This window comes from Streptobacillus felis, assembly GCF_001559775.1.
Taxonomy (GTDB): Bacteria; Fusobacteriota; Fusobacteriia; order Fusobacteriales; family Leptotrichiaceae; genus Streptobacillus; species Streptobacillus felis.
Genome location: NZ_LOHX01000190.1, coordinates 1 through 19,819, shown reverse-complemented (window position 1 = coordinate 19,819; position 19,819 = coordinate 1). Strand labels below are relative to the sequence as shown.

Annotated in this window: 17 protein-coding genes and 1 pseudogene; 9 read left to right on the top strand and 9 right to left on the bottom strand. The window is 26.7% G+C overall.

Going from position 1 to position 19,819, the window contains the following annotated elements; translation table 11 throughout:
- The coding region (locus tag AYC60_RS03645) for a hypothetical protein (RefSeq protein ID WP_197416946.1) at positions 1-3,682 on the bottom strand (3,682 nt) is incomplete at its 3' end.
- A 198-nt stretch (positions 3,683-3,880) separates the two neighbouring features.
- Here AYC60_RS03645 and AYC60_RS03640 point away from each other — a divergent pair.
- From AYC60_RS03640 to AYC60_RS09325, 5 genes and pseudogenes are all read left to right on the top strand, one after another.
- Positions 3,881-4,345, top strand: a complete 465-nt coding sequence (locus AYC60_RS03640; RefSeq protein WP_067321428.1) for a PepSY domain-containing protein — start codon at positions 3,881-3,883, stop codon at positions 4,343-4,345.
- Between the two features lie 302 nt (positions 4,346-4,647).
- Positions 4,648-5,316 carry a response regulator transcription factor gene (locus tag AYC60_RS03635; RefSeq protein WP_067321425.1) on the top strand — a complete coding sequence of 223 codons (669 nt, stop codon included), beginning with the start codon at positions 4,648-4,650 and terminating at the stop codon, positions 5,314-5,316.
- Positions 5,297-5,782 carry a hypothetical protein gene (locus AYC60_RS09335; RefSeq protein WP_067321423.1) on the top strand — a complete coding sequence of 162 codons (486 nt, stop codon included), beginning with the start codon at positions 5,297-5,299 and terminating at the stop codon, positions 5,780-5,782. The genes AYC60_RS03635 and AYC60_RS09335 overlap by 20 nt, the downstream gene beginning before the upstream one ends.
- Positions 5,734-5,892 (top strand): annotated as a pseudogene (locus AYC60_RS09500) (sensor histidine kinase); the annotation flags it as partial. The gene AYC60_RS09335 and the pseudogene AYC60_RS09500, both read left to right, overlap by 49 nt.
- Positions 5,893-5,913: 21 nt before the next feature.
- The gene (locus tag AYC60_RS09325) at positions 5,914-6,630 is read left to right on the top strand and encodes a sensor histidine kinase (protein WP_067321421.1); all 717 of its coding nucleotides are present in this window, start codon (positions 5,914-5,916) and stop codon (positions 6,628-6,630) included.
- 23 nt (positions 6,631-6,653) lie between these two features.
- On the opposite strand, the gene AYC60_RS03620 is transcribed toward AYC60_RS09325, so the two are convergent.
- The 5 genes from AYC60_RS03620 to pth are packed head-to-tail and all read right to left on the bottom strand — an operon-like array spanning position 6,654 to position 12,502.
- Positions 6,654-8,009: a PFL family protein gene (locus AYC60_RS03620; protein ID WP_067321418.1), complete on the bottom strand. Its 1,356-nt coding sequence runs from the start codon at positions 8,007-8,009 to the stop codon at positions 6,654-6,656.
- A 2-nt stretch (positions 8,010-8,011) separates the two neighbouring features.
- On the bottom strand, positions 8,012-8,284 hold the full coding sequence (locus AYC60_RS03615) for an ACT domain-containing protein (RefSeq protein ID WP_067321415.1): 273 nt from the start codon (positions 8,282-8,284) through the stop codon (positions 8,012-8,014).
- A gap of 47 nt (positions 8,285-8,331) precedes the next feature.
- Positions 8,332-9,783, bottom strand: a complete 1,452-nt coding sequence (locus AYC60_RS03610) for a leucyl aminopeptidase (protein ID WP_067321412.1) — start codon at positions 9,781-9,783, stop codon at positions 8,332-8,334.
- A gap of 14 nt (positions 9,784-9,797) precedes the next feature.
- Entirely contained in the window at positions 9,798-11,417 is a 1,620-nt protein-coding gene (locus tag AYC60_RS03605; protein ID WP_067321409.1) for a Na/Pi cotransporter family protein, read from the bottom strand.
- The gene (pth, locus tag AYC60_RS09495) at positions 11,417-12,502 is read right to left on the bottom strand and encodes an aminoacyl-tRNA hydrolase (RefSeq protein ID WP_180135404.1); all 1,086 of its coding nucleotides are present in this window, start codon (positions 12,500-12,502) and stop codon (positions 11,417-11,419) included. The genes AYC60_RS03605 and pth overlap by 1 nt, the downstream gene beginning before the upstream one ends.
- A gap of 139 nt (positions 12,503-12,641) precedes the next feature.
- Between pth and AYC60_RS03595 the strand changes: the two genes are divergently transcribed.
- The 3 genes from AYC60_RS03595 (at position 12,642) to brnQ (ending at position 16,238) form a co-directional block, all read left to right on the top strand.
- Positions 12,642-12,848 (top strand): DUF6290 family protein, encoded by a 207-nt coding sequence (locus tag AYC60_RS03595; protein WP_067321407.1) that lies wholly within the window; start codon positions 12,642-12,644, stop codon positions 12,846-12,848.
- A 633-nt stretch (positions 12,849-13,481) separates the two neighbouring features.
- Positions 13,482-14,813, top strand: a complete 1,332-nt coding sequence (locus AYC60_RS03590; RefSeq protein ID WP_067321404.1) for a chromosomal replication initiator protein DnaA — start codon at positions 13,482-13,484, stop codon at positions 14,811-14,813.
- A 126-nt stretch (positions 14,814-14,939) separates the two neighbouring features.
- On the top strand, positions 14,940-16,238 hold the full coding sequence (gene brnQ / locus AYC60_RS03585; RefSeq protein WP_067321401.1) for a branched-chain amino acid transport system II carrier protein: 1,299 nt from the start codon (positions 14,940-14,942) through the stop codon (positions 16,236-16,238).
- Positions 16,239-16,385: 147 nt separating this feature from the next.
- Here brnQ and AYC60_RS03580 read toward each other — a convergent pair whose 3' ends face one another.
- The 3 genes from AYC60_RS03580 to AYC60_RS03570 are packed head-to-tail and all read right to left on the bottom strand — an operon-like array spanning position 16,386 to position 19,145.
- Positions 16,386-18,359, bottom strand: a complete 1,974-nt coding sequence (locus AYC60_RS03580; RefSeq protein WP_067321398.1) for an alpha/beta hydrolase family protein — start codon at positions 18,357-18,359, stop codon at positions 16,386-16,388.
- Positions 18,359-18,817 (bottom strand): PTS sugar transporter subunit IIA, encoded by a 459-nt coding sequence (locus tag AYC60_RS03575; protein WP_067321396.1) that lies wholly within the window; start codon positions 18,815-18,817, stop codon positions 18,359-18,361. Before AYC60_RS03575 ends, AYC60_RS03580 begins: the two co-directional genes overlap by 1 nt.
- 19 nt (positions 18,818-18,836) lie before the next feature.
- The gene (locus AYC60_RS03570; RefSeq protein WP_067321393.1) at positions 18,837-19,145 is read right to left on the bottom strand and encodes a DUF5713 family protein; all 309 of its coding nucleotides are present in this window, start codon (positions 19,143-19,145) and stop codon (positions 18,837-18,839) included.
- An 81-nt stretch (positions 19,146-19,226) separates the two neighbouring features.
- On the opposite strand from AYC60_RS03570, the gene AYC60_RS03565 reads away from it, so the two are divergent.
- Complete coding sequence (locus tag AYC60_RS03565; RefSeq protein WP_067321390.1) at positions 19,227-19,520, top strand: hypothetical protein; 294 nt, start codon at positions 19,227-19,229, stop codon at positions 19,518-19,520.
- Positions 19,521-19,819 lie beyond the last annotated feature (299 nt).

Sequence of the window (19,819 nt, the reverse complement as noted above, 5' to 3'; positions counted from 1 at the left end):
TTGTTAATGCACTTGATACACTAGTAGTTGATTTATCTGCATGTACTGTAAATGTTTTTAATCCATTTTCTACATTTTTTTCTTTAACATGAGTATTAGTTCCTTCTACTACTGTTATCGCTTGTTTTGCAAGATTATTTATTACATTATTTCCTGCTTGTGTTAAGTTACTTAAATCATTTTTTGCAGCATTATCTATCTTATTTTTAATATCTTGTGATAAATCAATAGAAGCATCTCCACCTATTAATTTTCCTGTTCCATTAGTTACAGTTAAATATGTAGGATTTGCTGATGTTAAATTACCCTTGTTTACTTTTGAAGTAACTGTGTCATTTGTTACATTAGATAAATCTTTTTTGGCTGCATTATCTATCTTATCTTTAGTTGCTTGTGTTAAATCTATACTTGCATTTCCACCTAATAATTTTCCAGTTCCATCTGTTACTGTTAAATATGTTGGACTTGCTGATGTTAAATCTCCCTTTGTAACTGTAACATTATATATTTTTTGACCATTTGATCCTGTTGTTACCGGATTTATTACTATAGGTCCTGTTCCTGTTACTTCTGTTTTTGCTGCTTTCGTAGCTTCATCTAATTGATTTTTATTTACAGCATCTGTTCCATTTTGTCCTGGAGCTAAATTAGTTATTGGTTTATTATTCATATTTATTCCAGAATTATTTATAGTTGGACCATTATTTACTGTTACACTATCAATAGTGATATCTTTGTTTAATGATAACTCTACTCCATTTGATGTAGCATTAGTCTTAATATTTGCATCTCCTGTTACAGCTATAGTACTTCCTAATTTTTTAACTCCTGTCGTACCTTTATCTCCAGTAAAAGTTAATCCTTGTGTATCTATTACATCTTTTGCTGCTTTTCCTGCTGCAATGTTATCTTTTGTTGTTTTACTTAAATCAATTGCATAATTAGTTGTCACTACTCCTGTTGTACTATCTGTTGTTGGCGTAGTCGTCATACTTAATGCTGTTGATACACTAGTTGTTGATTTATCTGCATGTACTGTAAATGTTTTTGTTCCATTAGCTTTATCATCTACTTTTACATGAGTATTAGTTCCTTCAACTACATTTATAGCTTGCTTTGCAAGATTATTTATTACATTTTTTCCTGCCTGAGTTAAATTACTTAAATCATTTTTTGCAGCATTATCTATCTTATTTTTAATATCTTGTGATAAATCAATAGAAGCATCTCCACCTATTAATTTTCCTGTTCCATTAGTTACAGTTAAATATGTAGGATTTGCTGATGTTAAATTACCCTTGTTTACTTTTGAAGTAACTGTGTCATTTGTTACATTAGATAAATCTTTTTTGGCTGCATTATCTATCTTATCTTTAGTTGCTTGTGTTAAATCTATACTTGCATTTCCACCTAATAATTTTCCAGTTCCATCTGTTACTGTTAAATATGTTGGACTTGCTGATGTTAAATCTCCCTTTGTAACTGTAACATTATATATTTTTTGACCATTTGATCCTGTTGTTACCGGATTTATTACTATAGGTCCTGTTCCTGTTACTTCTGTTTTTGCAGCTTTAATAGCATCGTTAACATTATTTTTTCCAGTATCACCTATATTAGTCATAGTAATCTTACCAGCTTGATCTCCACTTGATGTTATAGCTGCATTTCCACCTAAAATTGTTTTTGCTGCATTAGTTAAATTCCCTAAAGCATTGTTTGTTGCATAAAGTTGTGATCCATTTATTGCATCTGTACTTGTTTTACTTATTTGACCTGCTGCTACATTTTGTAACTGTCTTTCTTTTCCAGCTGTACCAAATGAAACTACAGAATCTGGACTACTTCCTGCAAATCCATTGTATGTTAGTGGTCCAACAGTAGCTTGATTTGTTGCTACTGCATCTTTTGTTGTACTTCCATATCCTAATGCTACTGATCTAGCAACTGATGCATTTGATGTACCTCCTATAGCTACTGAAAAATCACTTGTTGTTTTTGCTTCATATCCCATAGCTATAGTATGTTGGTTAGCAGAATTTGATTTATCTCCCATAGCAATTGAATAAGAACCAGCAGCTGATGAACCTGCACCTAATGCTGTTGAATTAACACCTGATGCAGAAGCATTTTTACCAATTGTAACTGCATTAATTCCAGTACTATTTGATACTGCTCCTATTGCAACTGCACCAGCATTTGCAGCTTTAGATGCTCCTCCAATAGCAACCCTTTGTCCATCTGTATTACTTCCACCTGATACTGATGAACTTTGACCTATTGATACATTATCTTCTGTATTAGTGTTTTGTCCTGCGTTATATCCTAAAGATATATTATGACCTTTAGTTGTCCCTTTACCTGAGTTTTCACCTATAGCTATATTATGATATACACTATTTCCTGTTTGATTTTCTCCTGCCAGTTTACCTATATATATATTTGAAGTTCCTGTATTAGCTGTTCCTTTTCCTGCTTCATTGCCTATAGATATCCCAGAATTAGATTTGTTATATGCATTATACCCTATAGATACCCCTTTTTCTCCTTCTGCTTTAGTATTTACACCAGCTGTTAATGAATAAGCACCCAATGCTCCAGCTTTTGTATCTGGAGTCCCTTTATTTGTTGTTGAATTACCCGCTTCTTGAGTTGTGCTGTTATAGTTTGTATGGAAATATGTTGGTTCCATTTTCTTTAATAAAGTATCTGCTATACCATAAAGTTGTGAACCATTAACAGCATCAGTTGAATCTTGTGTAATTTGTCCCGGTGCCACATTTTTTAACTGTCTTTCATAACCAGTTTTACCAAATGAAACCACATCTCCTGGTAATACTCTATCTCCACCAGCCCATGAAAAAGTTACACCTTCTATAACCTGTGAAGTTTGAGCAACCCCTGCTCTATCAGTTTCAGATCCTCCTCCTATAGCCACAGAATTATCTTTTGTTGCCTTTGCTCCTGAACCTAAGGCCACACTGTTAGTAGTTTCAGCATTTGAAAATGTTCCTATTGAAACCGATAAATCCCCTGCTTTTGTTTTTGCACCCATTGCAATAGCTGCATGTTTTGAAATTGTTGAAATATATGTTTGAGGAGTTATTGCTCCAACCTTAGGGGCTAAAGTACCTCCTGTTAAATTTTTAAAAGCTTCTTCTAAAGTTCCTGTTGTAACAGTTCCATCAGTTTTTGTATATCTTGTTTCCATTTTTGCAGCTGAATCTACATCATCTCCACCTATAGCTATAGAAGAATGTCCCCAAGATACTGTATTTCCCCCTATAGAGATAGACTGATCTCCTCTTGCCCAAGCTCCAGGTGTAGAATTTCCGGCTTTTTCATATGTAGCATCTGCTTCATTTATATTACCAGATCCTCCTCCTCCTCCAATAGCAATTGATTGTCCTATATTAGCACCTGTATATCCTACTTTTGCATATGAACCCACTACAACATTACCTTGTCCTCCTGCAGAGTTAGATACTTTACCTACTATAGCAACATTATCTGTACTACTTGCAATACTTCCATTACCATCAGTAAAATTAGCAGCAGCAAATATATTACTAGATATTAATAATCCAGTAATTAAAAATGTTGTTATTGTACCTTTAGTTATACTTATTTTTCTTTTTAAATAACGCTTAAGCGTTTTTTCTATTTCTTGTTTTTTATTCATAACTCCAAATATGATATATTTATATTATAAACATATCATATTTCTCCTTTCTTTTTAATTTTTTCCATTATTACTATTATACCATTTTTTAAACTTAAATTTAAGTTTTTTTTACTTGATACTTTATTATTTTTTCATTCATTTTGTATTCATATTAAGTAGGTATAATTTTTTTATCAAGTATTAAGGAGGAATTTTTTGAAAAAAGCTTTATTATTTTTATTTTTAACATTAAATTGTATTTCTTTTAGTGATGTAAAATTTACTAAAGATGAAGCTTTGAGTAAGGCTCTATCTTTTAGTAAAAATGGAGAATTAAATTCTATAGAACTTGAGTATTATAAAAAAAAGCCAATATGGGAAATAGAAATTATAGATGGTAATTCTAAGATGATTTTTAAAATAGATGCTAACAATGGAAAAATTATATCAACAAAAGTTAATTATGAAAAAAAAGTTCAGAATAATGAAACAGATATTTTGAGTATTTCTGAAATAAAGTATATAATTTCAAAACATGTAAAACATCCTATTTATACTGAGATTTCTTTAGATAAAAATTTCGGTAAAAAAATATATAATATTAAAATAGTTGATAATAATATTGTTATTTCATATATAATTGATGCACATACTGGTGAAATTTTAGAAATTGAAAAATAATTGTATTATTCATTTTTAATTCATTTTAGATGTATATAATACAATTATGATAGGACTTAGGTCTTAAAAAGGATAATAATTTATTTCAAAAATAAGGGTGGTAGCTTATACATATACATGATTAACTCACACTTCTAAATATTTGTTTATACTTATTTAATCATGTATATATTTTGAAATAAATTTGGTAAAAAAAGGGGTTATTGAGAAAGGAGTTTGAAGAATATATATATTATAAAAGATAAGTTTTACTTATCTTTTTTTTTATGGTAAAATTTAAAAAAGGGTGAAAGGATATTAATATGAAAATACTTTTAGTTGAAGATGAAATTGATTTAAACAATATTATACAAAAATATTTAAAAAAAAATGGTTACATTGTTGATAGTGTATTTGATGGTGAAGATGCAATATTTTATTTAAAAGAGAGCTCATATGATTTAATTATTTTAGATGTTATGTTACCTAAATTAAGTGGATTTGAAGTTTTAAATATAATTAGAAAAGATAATAAAACTCCTGTTTTAATGTTAACAGCAAGAGATAGTATAGAGGATAAGGTAAAAGGTCTTGATTTAGGTGCCGATGATTATCTTTCAAAACCTTTTGATTTTAATGAATTAATAGCTAGAATTAGAGCTATAATTAGAAGAAAATATGACAATCTTTCATCTATTATTTGCGTACATGATTTAATGCTAGATACAATAAAAAAAACTGTTACAAGAAATGGAATTAATATTGATTTAACTGGTAAAGAATACGAAATATTGGAATATCTTATGCAAAGTAAAGATAGAATTGTAAGTAGAGAACAAATCAGAGATCATGTTTGGGATTTTTATTATGAAGGTAGTTCTAATGTTATAGATGTAATTATTAAAAATATTAGAAAAAAAATTGATATTGATGGTTCTAAACAAATTATATTTACCAAGAAAGGGTTAGGTTATGTGGTTAAAGAAATTTAAAACTAAATTTAATCTTCCAATTACATTGAAGATAACTCTTTGGTATAGCTCTTTCATTTTTTTATTAATGAGTTTAAGTATTGTACTTATGCTTACACTTTCTTCATCTTTAGGAAAAAGTGTTTCTCAATCTCAACTAAAAAAATCTGTAAATGAAGTAGCTAAAAATCCAGATAGATTTGAAAGTTTTGATTCAGGTATTTTTTTCATTAATTATGATCATTCAGGGGAAATATTAGCTGGTAAATATCCTTTAGGTTTTAATCTTAAATTAAAACTAGAAGAAAATAATGTGAGAACTTATTTGAAAAATAATTATAAATTTTACTACTATGATAGCAAAATACAAAATAGTAATTATTGGATTAGAGGTGTATATCCTATTAATCATATAGCAAAAGATAGGGATAGAATTATATATATAATACTTTTTTTGCTCCAATATTATTTGTTCTTGTCATTTTAGGTGGTAGGAAAATATTAAAGAGAGGTTTTAGACCTGTAAAAATAATTTCTGATACTGCACTTGAAATAACACATAGTCAAGATTTTTCTAAACGTATAGAACTTGAAGAAGGTAATGATGAAATACATAAAATGGCATATACATTTAATACTATGCTTGAATCTTTAGAAAAATCATATATAAGAGAGAAACAATTTAATTCTAATGTATCACACGAATTAAAAACACCTATAAGTGTAATTTTAGCAGAAAGTTGTTTTTCATTAAAACATGTAAATTCTTTAGAAGAAGCTAAAGAATCTTTTGAAGTTATTAAAAGACAATCTAAAAAAATGTCTGAATTAATAAATCAAATTATTATGTTATCTAAAATAGAAAATACACCAAATCTAGAATTAATTAATATCAATTTTTCTAACTTAGTTGAAAGTCTATTAAATGATAGTTACATTATATTTGAAGAAAAGAAAATAAAAGTACAAAAAAATATTCAAAAAGATATTTTTATTCCTGCAGATAAAATTATGATAGAAAGAATGATAGATAATTTATTAAGTAATGCCATTAAATTTACGAAAGATATTATAAAAATTAATTTAATCAAAAAAAATAACCAAATATTATTTGAAATTATAGATAATGGTTTAGGTATATCTGAAAAAAACCTTTCTAATATTTTTAATAGATTTTATCAAGAAAATTACTCAAGAAACAAAAGTAAAAATCATGGTTCTGGACTTGGTTTATCATTAGTAATGGAAATCGTTAAATTACACCATGGAAATATAGAAGTAGAGAGTATACCAAGTGATTTTACTAAGTTTACAATTACTTTTAATTTAAATTAGCATGCTTTTTTAAGCATGCCTTTTTAATTTTTAAAACTATGTATAGGGGCCGGAATTCTTCCTCCTCTATTTATGAATTCTTCACATTTATATGGATTAACCTTCATTATTGGAGCTCTTCCTAATAATCCTCCAAATTCTACCATATCTCCTTCTTCCATATTGGTAACAGGTATAATTCTAACTGCTGTAGTTTTTTGATTTATCATTCCTATAGCCATTTCATCTGCTATTATACCTGATAATGTTGCTGCAGTAGTTGATCCAGGTACAGCAACCATATCTAATCCTACAGAGCACACACAAGTCATAGCCTCTAATTTTTCTAAACTTAAAGCACCCATTTTTGCTGCCTCTATCATGTTAGCATCCTCACTTACAGGTATGAAGGCTCCACTTAATCCACCTACATGAGAACTTGCCATTACTCCACCTTTTTTTATAGAATCATTTAATAGAGCTAATGCACAAGTAGTTCCTGGTGCTCCAACTCTTTCAAGGCCCATAAATTCTAATACTTCACCTATAGAATCTCCTATAGCAGGAGTTGGAGCTAATGATAAATCTATTATACCAAAAGGTATATTTAATCTACGAGAGGCTTCATTTGCAACTAATTGACCAACTCTTGTAATTTTAAATGAAATCTTTTTAATAGTTTCACATAATTCATCAAAACTTTTACCTTTAGACTCTTTTATTGCACTTGCAACTACTCCTGGTCCACTTACCCCTACATGTACTGTGGCATCCATTTCACTAACTCCATGGAAAGCCCCTGCCATGAAAGGATTATCATCTGGAGCATTACAAAATACTACAAATTTAGCACAACCAAAAGAATTAGGGGTTATTTCTGCAGTTTCTTTTATTATTTCTCCAACCAATTTTACAGCATCCATATTTAACCCTATTTTTGAACTACCAAGATTTATTGAAGAACAAATAAATCTAGTTTCCTTTAAGGCTCTAGGTATAGATTTTATAAACAATTCTTCATTAGGTGTCATACCTTTAGAAACTAAAGCTGAGTATCCTCCTAGAAAATCTATTCCTATTTTTTCAGCTACTGAATCTAATGTTTTAGCTATTTTAACATAGTCATCTATAGTTTTTGTACATCCTGCAGCAACTAAAGATATAGGTGTTATAGAAACTCTTTTATTAACTATAGGTATTCCATATTCCTTACTTATCTCTTCACCAGTTTTAACTAAGTCTTTAGCTAAACCATATATTTTGTTAGTTATATTTTTACAAAAAATATCTAAGTCATTACTTACACAATCAAGTAAACTTATACCTAGTGTTATAGTTCTTACATCTAAATTATCTTCTTGTATCATCTTATTAGTTTCATTAATCTCAAATATATTCATACTTACACCCTATGCATAGATTGGAAAATTTCTTCTTTTTGAGCTTTAATTTGTATTCCTAATTCTTTTCCTAATACATCTAGCCTTTCTTGTAAGTTACTATGTGTTACAGTAGATTTAGTTACATCTACTATCATTATCATATTAAAATATCCATCAAGTATAGATTGAGAAATATCTAAAATATTTACATTAATATCCGCTAAAACATTACATGTTTTAGCTATAATCCCTATTTTATCTAGTCCTACAACAGTTATAATTGTTTTATTCATATTCTCTCCTTTTTGCTTAAAAGGGTCTCCTTTGAGACCCTATATATTTAATTTTTACATCCACACGGTTTATCTAACATTTCAACTAGAGTTTTTACATGTACCCCTGTTGCACCTAATGGTAAATAGCTATATTCTTTAGAAAGGAATGCAGTTCCTGCTATATCTAAATGTACCCAAGGTGTTTTATTAACAAATGCTTCTATGAATAATCCAGCAGAAATAGTTCCACCCATTCTTCCACCTGAGTTTTTAATATCTGCAACTCTTGAATTATTTAAAGCTCTAAATTCATCTGAAGTTGGTAATTGCCATATATGTTCACCAGCTTTTTTAGAAGCTTCTAATACTTCATTGAATAATTCTTGATTATTAGTAACAGATCCTGTATAGAATTCATTTAAAGCAACTAGACATGCTCCTGTAAGAGTTGCAAGGTCTATTATTTTATCTACTTTTAATACAGTTGATGAATAGTAAACTGCATCTGCTAATGTTAATCTTCCTTCAGCATCTGTATTATCTACTTCTATGCTCTTTCCTGCAAGAGATCCTATTACATCTCCAGGCTTATATGCATTTCCACTTATAGAGTTTTCACAAGCTGCAACCACTGCATAAACATTTGTTTTCACATTGTTTTTAGCTAATGCATACATAGTTCCTATTACTGTTCCAGCTCCACCCATGTCACAGAACATAGTTTTCATACCTTCACTTGGTTTTATTGAATATCCACCTGTATCATAAGTTACACCCTTACCTACTAAAGCTATTTTTTCAGAACTATCAGCATCATTTAAATATTCCATTACTATTAATCTTGGTCTATTAGAAGAACCTCTTGCAACTGAAAGAAAGGCTTTCATTCCAATTTTTTCAATTTCATCTTCTTCATAAACTGTAACTTTAACTCCAACTTCTTCTAATTTTTCTTTAGCAAAGTTAGCTAAAGTTTCAGGATATAGATCTTGAGATGGCATATTTACTAAATCTCTAGTAAAGAATACACCTTCCATAGTATTAGCTATTTTTTCTAAACCTTTTTTAACTTTTTCTTCTTTTTCTGGTGTTACAAAAAAGTTAACTGTAATTTCCTTATTATTAAATTTTTCTGATTTGTATCTATCAAATTTGTATTCTGCATGTATAAATCCTTCTAAGGCTGCAGCATAAGTTCTTCTTGTACATAATTCATTTAATTTAGGTATGAATACTTTAATTTCTTCTTCCTTCTTTGCTTGCATTTCTTTAGCTACATTATAGAAAATTTTTCTAACTTTATTAATACAAATATCTTCTTTTTTACCTAATCCTACTAAAGCTACTTTTTCTTTATCTTCTAAGTCTCTGTAAATTACAACCTCTCCTTCTTTACCTGAGAAAAGTCCTAATTCATTCATTTTATTAAAAACTGGATTTTCAACTTTTTCATTTTCAAATACTAAAACAGCTTCTAATCCATTTTTTACATTTTCTAAACCTACATTGTATTTCATTTTTTATCCTCTTTCTATATTTTTTCTACTAAATTTCTTGCATGATCACAAACTCTTGTAAAGTGAGAAATTAAATCTATATATGATAGACCTGCATGTATTTCACACTCACCTGAGTTTAATCTCTTAATATGATTTTTTCTTATTTTCTTTTCATAAACATATACTTTATTATGTAAATCTAAGGCATCGAATACTTTTTCTTTATCACCTTGTTTTATTGCATCTATAGAACATTCTATCATTTCAACTGAAATTTGTAATATATTATTTATTTCATTATGTGCATATTCAGAAAATTTAAGATTTTTTCTAATCTCATACTCAACATCAGATAATATTCCAGCAGCATGATCTCCTATTCTTTCAACATCTCTACACATATCTAAGTAAATTCCTAGTTCTTCTCCTTCTTTTTCACTAAGATTTTCTCTTGAAAGATCTGCTAAGTACTTAGTAATTTCTCTATCTAATATATTAATTCCATCTTCTCTTTTCTTGATTTCTTCTGCAAGTTTTTCATCATGACTATGGAAGTATTCAACAGATTTTTTTAGATTTTCTAATGCAACTTCAGTCATAAGTATCATTTCTTGTCTAACTTGTCCTAAGGCTATAGATGGAGTTTGAACTAATGCTTTATCAAGATATTTAACACTGTATTCTTCATCTTCTTTTTCTTCTTTAATTACCTTAGTAACTATAAATGCTAAAACTCCTATAAATGGAAATAGTATTATTGTATTTAAAATATTAAAAGTTCCATGAGCAAAAGCTATAGTTAATTTAGGACTTAAGTGTAAGAAAGAACTCATTTTTTCTATTAACATAGTAAAAGGTGTTAAAAATATCATAAATATTGCTGTACCTATTACATTAAATAGAACATGAGAAAGTGCTATTCTTTTTGCTGCAGAACTTGCACCTATAACGGCTATAATAGCTGTTATAGTAGTCCCTATATTATCTCCAAATAGTACAGGAAGTGCTGCTCTTAAAGTAATTAAATTATCTTGATATATATTTTGTAATATACTTATAGTGGCGGAAGAAGCTTGAACTACCATAGTTATTCCTGTTCCTATAAATACACCCAGTAAAGAATTATTACTTAAGCTTATTGTTAATTCTCTAAATTCTGGCAAACTTCTTAAAGGATACATAGCTTTTGACATTAATGTTAATGCAAAGAATATTCCACCAAAACCAAATAGTATTCTTCCTACATTATTAATACTTTTCCTATTAGTAAAAGTTAAAAGAGCAACCCCAAAAAACAATATTGGAAGTGCATAATGAGTAATATTAAACCCTATAATTACTGTAGTAAGTGTAGTTCCAATATTTGCACCCATAATTATTCCTATAGCTTGTCTTAAAGTTAGTAAACCAGCACCAACTAAACCTATAGTTATTACCGAAGTTCCAGAACTAGATTGTATTAAAGCAGTAACAAATATACCTACTAAAACACCAAGAAAAGGAGAAGTAGTATATTTATCTAAAATATATCTTAGTTTTTCTCCGGCCATTAATTGTAATCCTTCTCCCATATATTTAATACAGAAAAGGAATAAACCTAAACCACCTAAAAAAGAAAATATCATTTCCCTATAATTTATTGCCTCCGTCATTAATTACCTCCTAAAGTATATTCGAATACATCTCTTTCAGTCTCATCACTAGCATGAACTTTAGCTATATATTTAAAATTTAATTTATTTATTAATTTTAGCATTGCAATATTATCTTTATGTGTATCTATTCTAACTACAAATCTAGAATCTTTAATAGAAATTCTTATTATTTTTTCTAAAAATTCTTTTCCTATACCTTTTTTCATTTCATTTTTATCAACTATTACTCTATGTATAGATGAATAATCAACATCATTATCTATATATCCATCATAAGTTTTAATATACATAGGATCTATACCATAATTTAAAGATGCATATGCATAAATCTTATTACTTTTTTCATAAACATAAGCCCTATTTAAATTTATATCGTTAATAAAATCAGATTCTAAAGGATATTTATTAGACCATTGATTCAAACCTAATTCTTTTTGGAAATCTATAGCAAGATCTTTAATATGAAGTATTTGCTCCATATCCTGAATTTTAGCTTTTCTTAATTTGAATTTTTCATTTTTCTTTTCTTTTTGTTTGATATTAAATTTAGACATTAATTTTTCAACATCACTATCATTAATGAAAGAATTTATTATTTTAAAAATATGTTTATCTAAACTATTAAGTATTTCTCTTTCTTCTTTGGTAAAATTTCCTAACACATGAGATATTACACTTTTATTATTAGGTTTACCTATACCTATTTTTAATCTTAAGAATTCTTCACCGACATGAGATATTATAGATTTAATACCATTATGTCCACCAGATCTACCATTATTTTTAATTTTAATTTCTCCTACTTTTAAATCCATATCATCATAAATTACCAAAAGGTCTGTTTTAGGATTTATTTTGTAGAAACTTATTAATTCTTGTATGGCTTCACCACTTAAATTCATATAAGTTTGAGGTTTTTGAAAAAATACATTTTCATGTTTAGTGTATAAACTTTTATATTTTTCTTTTAAATTATTTATATTATTATGATTTAAATATTTATCTAACATTATGAAACCAATATTATGTCTATTTTTTTCATATTCATTTCCAGGATTACCTAATCCAACTATTAATTTCACTTTATACCTCTTTCAATATAGAATATACTTAATTCTAACATTTTTTTTTATATTTTTCTATGTATTTTTTTTTTTTTTTTCATATTTTGTAATTGACTTTTAACATTTTCAAGGTATGAATATATTGGGAGGAGATTTTATGGAGATAAAGATTAAACTTTCTGAAAAAGAAAAAGAAAAAATATTAAAATATGCTAAATCTCATTCACTTTCTATAGAAGAGGTTACTAAGAAAGCATTATTTGAAAAATTAGAAAATGAATATGAAATATATTTAGCTGAAAAAATATACTTTGAATATATGAAAAATGAAAAGAATTTTTGTTCTATTTCCAAGAATAAATAATAATATATATTTATATATATACATATTCTTTATTATTATTATGTCTTTGAAAATGTGAAAACTCTTTATTTAATATATTTTGAATATGATATTTTATGTGAGTAATTTTAAAAATTTTGTGAATAATTTTTTTTCACGACTTATTCTTTAGTTATTCATGAAAAACTTTTTTTCGTGATTAAGTCAGTGAAAACATAGTAAAAACTTACTGGTACTATTTGTGAGTTTTTTGTTTAAAAAAGTGAAAACTCTAATAAATACTAAGTTATTTAATGTGTATAACTTTGTGAAAAAGTGTATAACTTCTATTTTTAGATAGTTTTCACTTTTTTTATTATACAAATAGGTTGGAAAGTAAAATAAAAACGCTAAAAAATCAAAAATTTTTGAAGAAATAAAGTTGTGAATAAAAAAATTTTATGTAGTAAAATAGAGGATTATAGGTTATTCACAATTCAAAAAAAAAATGTGAATAAGTGCTATAAACCCTTTAAAAATGTATTTTAAAATTATTGTGATTATGTGAATAATTTTATGAAAAGGGTCTTTCTTAAAGTTGAAATACCTATTTTTTTATGTTAATATGTAATAGAAAAAAAGAAAGGAATGGATTTATTCCAAAGGTGTATATATATGTTAGAACCAAGTAAATTATGGGAAGCTTTAAAAAAATCGTTAGAAGAAAATCAAATCATACTATCAGAAAGCACTAAAAATGCCATAAAACCATTAGATTTTAGCAATTCAACTTTAATATTATCTATAGAAGATTTTAGATCTTATACAGAAATAGAAAATATTAAAAAAGAAATAGAAAAATTGGCAAATCAACAATACAGTCTATTGCTTGGTGAAATTTCTATAGAGACACAAAAGAATTTTAAGGATTTAATGAATAATAATATAGTTTCAAAAAAAGAGAAATTTTTTAATAATTTAAATGAAAAATTTACTTTTGATAACTATATAGTTGGGGATAATAACCTATTTGCATATAAGTTGGGGATGGCTATATTAGATGGTAAATTATCTCATAGTCCTCTTATGATATATGGTGATTCTGGATTAGGAAAAACACACTTAGCTCAGGCTATAGGTAATGAAATGTTACAAAAAAATCCTGATGCTAAAGTATTTTATACTACATCAACAGAGTTTGCTAATGAATTAATCAAAAGTTTTAGTGAAAGATCTACTATATCATTTAAAGATAAATATACAGATTTAGATATGCTTATTGTAGATGATATACAATTTTTTGAAAATATTTTTGGTAAAGGGGATGACAAAATACAAAAAGAATTCTACAATGCATTTAATACCTTACATATGGCAAATAAGCCTATAATATTAATTTCAGATAAATATCCAGAAGAATTAACTAATGTTGAAGCAAGACTTATATCAAGATTAGTTTCAGGAGCTTTAGTTGAACTAAAAATGCCTGATAAAACTGCAAGAATATCAATAATTAAAACTATATTAGATAATGAATCAATTAATATGGACCAAGATTTAATGTATTTTATAGCAGGAGAACTAGAAACTAATATTAGAGAATTAGAAGGTTTTGTTAGAACCATAGTTGCTAGGGTTGGATTAATGGGAGAAGAACCTAATAAAGAAATGATAGTTCAAGAGTTAAATAAGAAGATAATAAAGAAAAAAGAGGCTATAAATACAGAAAAAATATTTGAAATAGTTTCTAACTACTATGATATTAGTATAGAAGAAATTTTAGGAAAAAGTAGAAAGGCAGAGATAGTTAGAGCAAGAGATGCTTCTAGATATTTATTAACATATGTACTTAAAATAACTTTAGGTGATATAGGCAAACTATTTGGTTCTGATCATTCTTCAGTAGTTAAGGCCTTAGAAAAGATAAATACTATGGAAAAAAATGATCCTAATAATCAGTTATTGAAGGATATTAAAGTTTTAAAGAAAAATATAGAAAATTTATAGGATAATTAAAGAATAGTTAATAAGAGTTATTTTTGATAAAATTTATTTTTATTTTGTAACTCTTTTTTTATTGTTTTTAATAAAAAAAAAGAGTATAATGTTAGAAAAATTATGGTAGGTGATATTATGAAGTCAAAAAAAGAATATATATATGTAAGTTTATTGATATTCGGAATGTTTTTTGGAGCAGGAAATTTAATATTTCCTCCTTTTGTAGGTAAAGAGGCAGGTACATCAGTATTTTTAGCTATGATAGGATTTGGAATAACGAGTACTGCTGCAACTATGTTAGGAGTATATATAGCTTTTAAAGAAAATATAATGAATGTTATATATTCAAAATTAGGAGAAAAGTTTACTAAATTATTATTTATTGCATCATGTTGTACAATTTCTGTGGTTGCAGTTCCAAGGGCAGCAATTTTACCTTTTGATATGATAATTTCAGAAATAATATCAAATCCTAGATTAATATTTATATTTAGATTAATATATATTGCTATATTTTTTGGTTTAGTGTACTATTTATCGTATAATCAAAGTTCTATATTAAGTGTAATAGGGAAATTTTTAACTCCTTTATTATTAGTACTTATATTTATAGTAACATTAACAACTTTTTTAACACAGGAAATTAGTTTAATGTCTCCTAGTATAAAATATGCTACTAATCCTATATTTAAGGGTTTTGCAGATGGTTATAATACTATGGATACATTAGGAGGAATAATAGTAGGTATTACAGTAGTTAATATTATAAAGAAAAATTATAATCTAGAAAAAAAAGAATTGTATAAACATGGAAAAATTGGTACCATTATCGCAGGTTTAATTATGTTTAGTATATATTTTATACTGTCATTTATAGGTGCAGGACTTTCAAAACATTATCCAAATGCAAAAAATGGAGCTGTAATATTAAGAGAGATAATAAAATTACTTTATGGTAATTTTGGTATTTTTGTTTTAACATTAATATTTTTTGTTGCTTGTTTAACAGTTTGTATTGCTATATTAACATTTACAAGTGAATCAAATTACCAAGCATTTCCAAAGATAGAATACAATAATTGGATGAAATTTTTCTTATTACTTTCATTGTTTCTTTCAAGCTTAAGTTTGGATGGTATATTAAGTGTTTCAATACCCATATTATTAATTTCATATCCACCCATGGTTTTAATCATATTATTTGAATTTTTTAAAACTAATAATAAGATTGTATATAGGGGAACTATGTTAGTATTATTAATATTAAATACATTAACTGTAATAAATAGCATGATAATAAAATTACCATTAATAGGCGTATTATTATCTAAGTTACCTTTTTATAGTGAAAATTTTTCATGGCTTATACCTACATTATTAGTCTATATATCGTTAAATATATTTGTTAAGATAAAAAATATTAGAGTTGTATAACTTATATAGAATTGAAGCTCTTAAGAATTATAATTTGTATATATGCAATTAAATAATTAAAAAAAGCTGTAACACTCTATTTTAGAGACTTACAGCTTTTTACATATCAATTAACTGACAAACTCAGGAGACTTATTTCTATATTTTCTATTTAGTATATTTTTCTATCCATTCTGTAATTTCAGTTAATCTTTCTATTCTTGCTTTTGGTTTTCCACCTCTTGAAAGTCCATGAGATTCACCTTTAAATACAACCATCTTAGATTCTATTCCTTTATCTTTTAGGGCAGTTAGCCATTGATATCCTTGATCTATAGGACATCTATAATCTTCATCTGAATGTATTATTAAAGTAGGTGTAACTACATTTTCAACATATTTTAATGGTGAATGATTCCAAATTTTTTCAAAACCTACTTTATTAGGTAATTTAGCGGCATTTTGATCATCTGAGAAGTAATAACCTATATCACTTACACCATACATAGAAATCCAGTTAGATATAGATCTTTGAGTAGCAGCCACTTTAAATCTATTAGTATGGCTAGTTATCCAGTTAGTCATGAATCCTCCATAAGATCCTCCGGTAACTGCAAGATTATTTTTGTCAATATTAGTGTATTTTTCAAGTACTACATCAACAAAAGTCATTAAATCTTCATAATCTATAGTTCCATATTTACCACGTATATCACTAAATGCATCTCCTCTACCACTTGAACCATGAGGGTTAGTAAACATTACTACATATCCTCTATTTGCCCAAACTTGCATTTCATGATAGTAAATAGTTCCGTATACAGTTTTAGGACCACCATGTATATCAAGTATAGCTGGATATTTTTTATTTTTATCAAAGTTCTCAGGTAATAGTACAAATCCTTTTATAGCATCTCCATTTGAATTAAAATCTATACTTATTGGATTTGCTACATATTTATCCTTCATCACCTCTTCGTTATATCTAGTTATTTGTTTTAAATCACTTTCTCTATATATTTCGCATAATTTTGAATCTAAATAACCTAAAACATATAGCTCATTATTTAAAGTAGTATAACCATCAACAGAACCTAATTTATTTGAAATAGTTTCTAATTTACCATTATTAACTTTAAATAATTCTGCCATATATTCAGTAGTTGCAATGAAAGTAATTTCTTCTGTTTCATAATTTACTTTAAAATATTCATTTGATCCAAGTCTTACATCACTTCCAGTTGCATTACCATAACTAATATCATCGCCTAGATACATAGTTAATTCTTTTGTATTTCTATCTATTTTATACATTCTTGAATTTTCATTTATTCCTAATACCTTCATGTCACTTGCGAGTAAATATATATTGTTTTTACCATATTTAGCAGTTGAAATTACATATTTATTATTATCTATTAATGTAATAATTTCATCATTTTCAAGACTAATCTCTTTTAACATATTATACATACTAGATTTATTTACAAATATTTCTTCTATAAATAGAACTTTTTTGTTTTCTTTATCAACTGAAGTAATATATGCTATACTTCCATCTAGTTTAGTTAAAGGAATAATTTCATTTTTAGATGGAATATATTTAAATATGGCTGTACGTTTTTTGTCTATATATGTTCCATTATCATTCCAGAAAGGTATTTCATCAACTATTTGTCTAAAATTTTTCTCTTTTAATTCTTTTAAATATTTTTCTTTTTCTTCTTTAGGAAGTTTATAGTACTCTGGATTGTATAAAGAATAAGTAACTGAAAGAAGATAAAGGTCTTCACTTATTTTATATATAGAATTTACTGGAAAGTCAAAAGAAAATAGTTTTTTAGCCTCTCCAGCTTTATCTAATCTAAGTGAATAGATGTTAGTATTTATTTCATCTTTTTTTTCTTCCTCATCTCTTTTTGCTATAAAATATATTAAATTATCTTCTAAAAAGTCAAAGTTACCTTCTTTAGCTAAAAAAGTGTGTTCTTTGCCATCATACATGTATATTTCTTTATCATAGCTATTTTTATCTAAATTAGGTTTAGATAAAATGTATAAAAACTTATCTTCACTTTTATTTGATTTAATATTTGATAAGTATTTAAATTCATTCATAGTTAATATATCTAATTTGCTCATTAATTCATCCCTTCTAATTGTTCAATTAATCTTTGAACACCTTCTTTTGATTTTGAATGCACTAAAACACTTACATTTATTGGGTTATAGAACATTCTTGAAATTTTTACTAATGCTTCAAGATGCCAATTATTGTATCTTTCAGGCGTTGCAATTAAAACAAAAAGTTTAGTTTTTTCACCGTCTATAGATTCAAAATCAACACCTTCTTTTTTTATTCCCAATGCAATTGTAAAATGTTCAATATTTTTACTTCTAACATGAGGTATAGCTAGACCATGCTCAAGTGCTGTAGAACCTGCATTTTCTCTATTAATTAAATCTTTTAAAAAATCTTCTTGATTAGTAATTTCACCAGATTTAACTAAATTTGATAATTCTTCTAAAATTTCTTTTTTTGTATTTCCTTTTAAATCTAAAGAGATATTTTCTAATTTAATAATTTCACTAATTTTCATATTGTTCATCCTTTCCTTTTTACCATTTTCTATTAATTAATACTTTATCTACATCTATATCGTCTCTGTATTTAGTTATTATTTTAGTGATTTCATTTACTATGCATTTACTAGCAAAATCATCAATATCACTTTCACCGTTCCAGAATATTTCCTGTATGTCATTTAATTCAAAAATCATTTCTTCAATGTATTCTTCTATATATGATTTTCTAGTTTCCCCACTTTCAAAAAATTCTATTAATCTTATCAATTCTCTTTTTACATAGTCTGTGCAGTATTTAGGATATTCATAAGTATTTTCATACATTTCTTTTAATAACTCCATTATTATTCTCACTTTCTTTTTGTATACATTATATCATAAAAATTTAAATAATTTTAGTTTATAATTTGTTTTGAAAATTTTATGAAAAAAAATCTTTTACTAACATTATCTTTAATTGTATCATTTTATACATATGCAAGTTATAATAATGGTTTTTTTGATAATTTTACAGATAAAGTTAATTTAACAAAGGTTAGGTACGATAATACTATTGACGCTAATAATGTAATAGGAGTTAATGGTAATGATGGAATGTGGGCTGGTATAGGTCCAAATGGAGAGGCACCAGGAACAGCTTCATTACCATATTCTATAATACCAGCTATGGTTATTACTAATGACAATAAATTAGTGGTTATGTATGATACAAGATAGAATGAACATCAAAATTCTAATACAAAAGAAAATGTTGGAACTGATCATGGAAGAATAGACCAAGGAGTATCTATTTCAGATGATGGTGGAGTTACTTGGAAAAATAAAACGGCAATAAAATTCGATGATGTTTGGGCATATGGTGGAAGAACAGAACCTCAAAAATATAGAAGAAGAATAATGGATCCAACTCTTTTATATAATCATTTAACTGATGAAATATAGGGGCTGTTCCGAAATAAACAGTCTAAATAAACAAAAAAAGCCAGAAATAAAGCTGGCTTTTTTTGAACTAAAAA

Excerpts from the sequence above, each read along its gene's own strand:
- AYC60_RS03635 (WP_067321425.1), top strand. The coding sequence starts at position 4,648 with ATGAAAATACTTTTAGTTGAAGATGAAATTGATTTAAACAATATTATA.
- AYC60_RS09335 (WP_067321423.1), top strand. The coding sequence starts at position 5,297 with ATGTGGTTAAAGAAATTTAAAACTAAATTTAATCTTCCAATTACATTG.
- AYC60_RS09325 (WP_067321421.1), top strand. The coding sequence starts at position 5,914 with ATGGCATATACATTTAATACTATGCTTGAATCTTTAGAAAAATCATAT.
- AYC60_RS03620 (WP_067321418.1), bottom strand. The coding sequence starts at position 8,009 with ATGAATATATTTGAGATTAATGAAACTAATAAGATGATACAAGAAGAT.
- AYC60_RS03615 (WP_067321415.1), bottom strand. The coding sequence starts at position 8,284 with ATGAATAAAACAATTATAACTGTTGTAGGACTAGATAAAATAGGGATT.
- AYC60_RS03610 (WP_067321412.1), bottom strand. The coding sequence starts at position 9,783 with ATGAAATACAATGTAGGTTTAGAAAATGTAAAAAATGGATTAGAAGCT.
- AYC60_RS03605 (WP_067321409.1), bottom strand. The coding sequence starts at position 11,417 with ATGACGGAGGCAATAAATTATAGGGAAATGATATTTTCTTTTTTAGGT.
- AYC60_RS03595 (WP_067321407.1), top strand. The coding sequence starts at position 12,642 with ATGGAGATAAAGATTAAACTTTCTGAAAAAGAAAAAGAAAAAATATTA.
- AYC60_RS03590 (WP_067321404.1), top strand. The coding sequence starts at position 13,482 with ATGTTAGAACCAAGTAAATTATGGGAAGCTTTAAAAAAATCGTTAGAA.
- brnQ (WP_067321401.1), top strand. The coding sequence starts at position 14,940 with ATGAAGTCAAAAAAAGAATATATATATGTAAGTTTATTGATATTCGGA.
- AYC60_RS03580 (WP_067321398.1), bottom strand. The coding sequence starts at position 18,359 with ATGAGCAAATTAGATATATTAACTATGAATGAATTTAAATACTTATCA.
- AYC60_RS03575 (WP_067321396.1), bottom strand. The coding sequence starts at position 18,817 with ATGAAAATTAGTGAAATTATTAAATTAGAAAATATCTCTTTAGATTTA.
- AYC60_RS03570 (WP_067321393.1), bottom strand. The coding sequence starts at position 19,145 with ATGGAGTTATTAAAAGAAATGTATGAAAATACTTATGAATATCCTAAA.
- AYC60_RS03565 (WP_067321390.1), top strand. The coding sequence starts at position 19,227 with ATGAAAAAAAATCTTTTACTAACATTATCTTTAATTGTATCATTTTAT.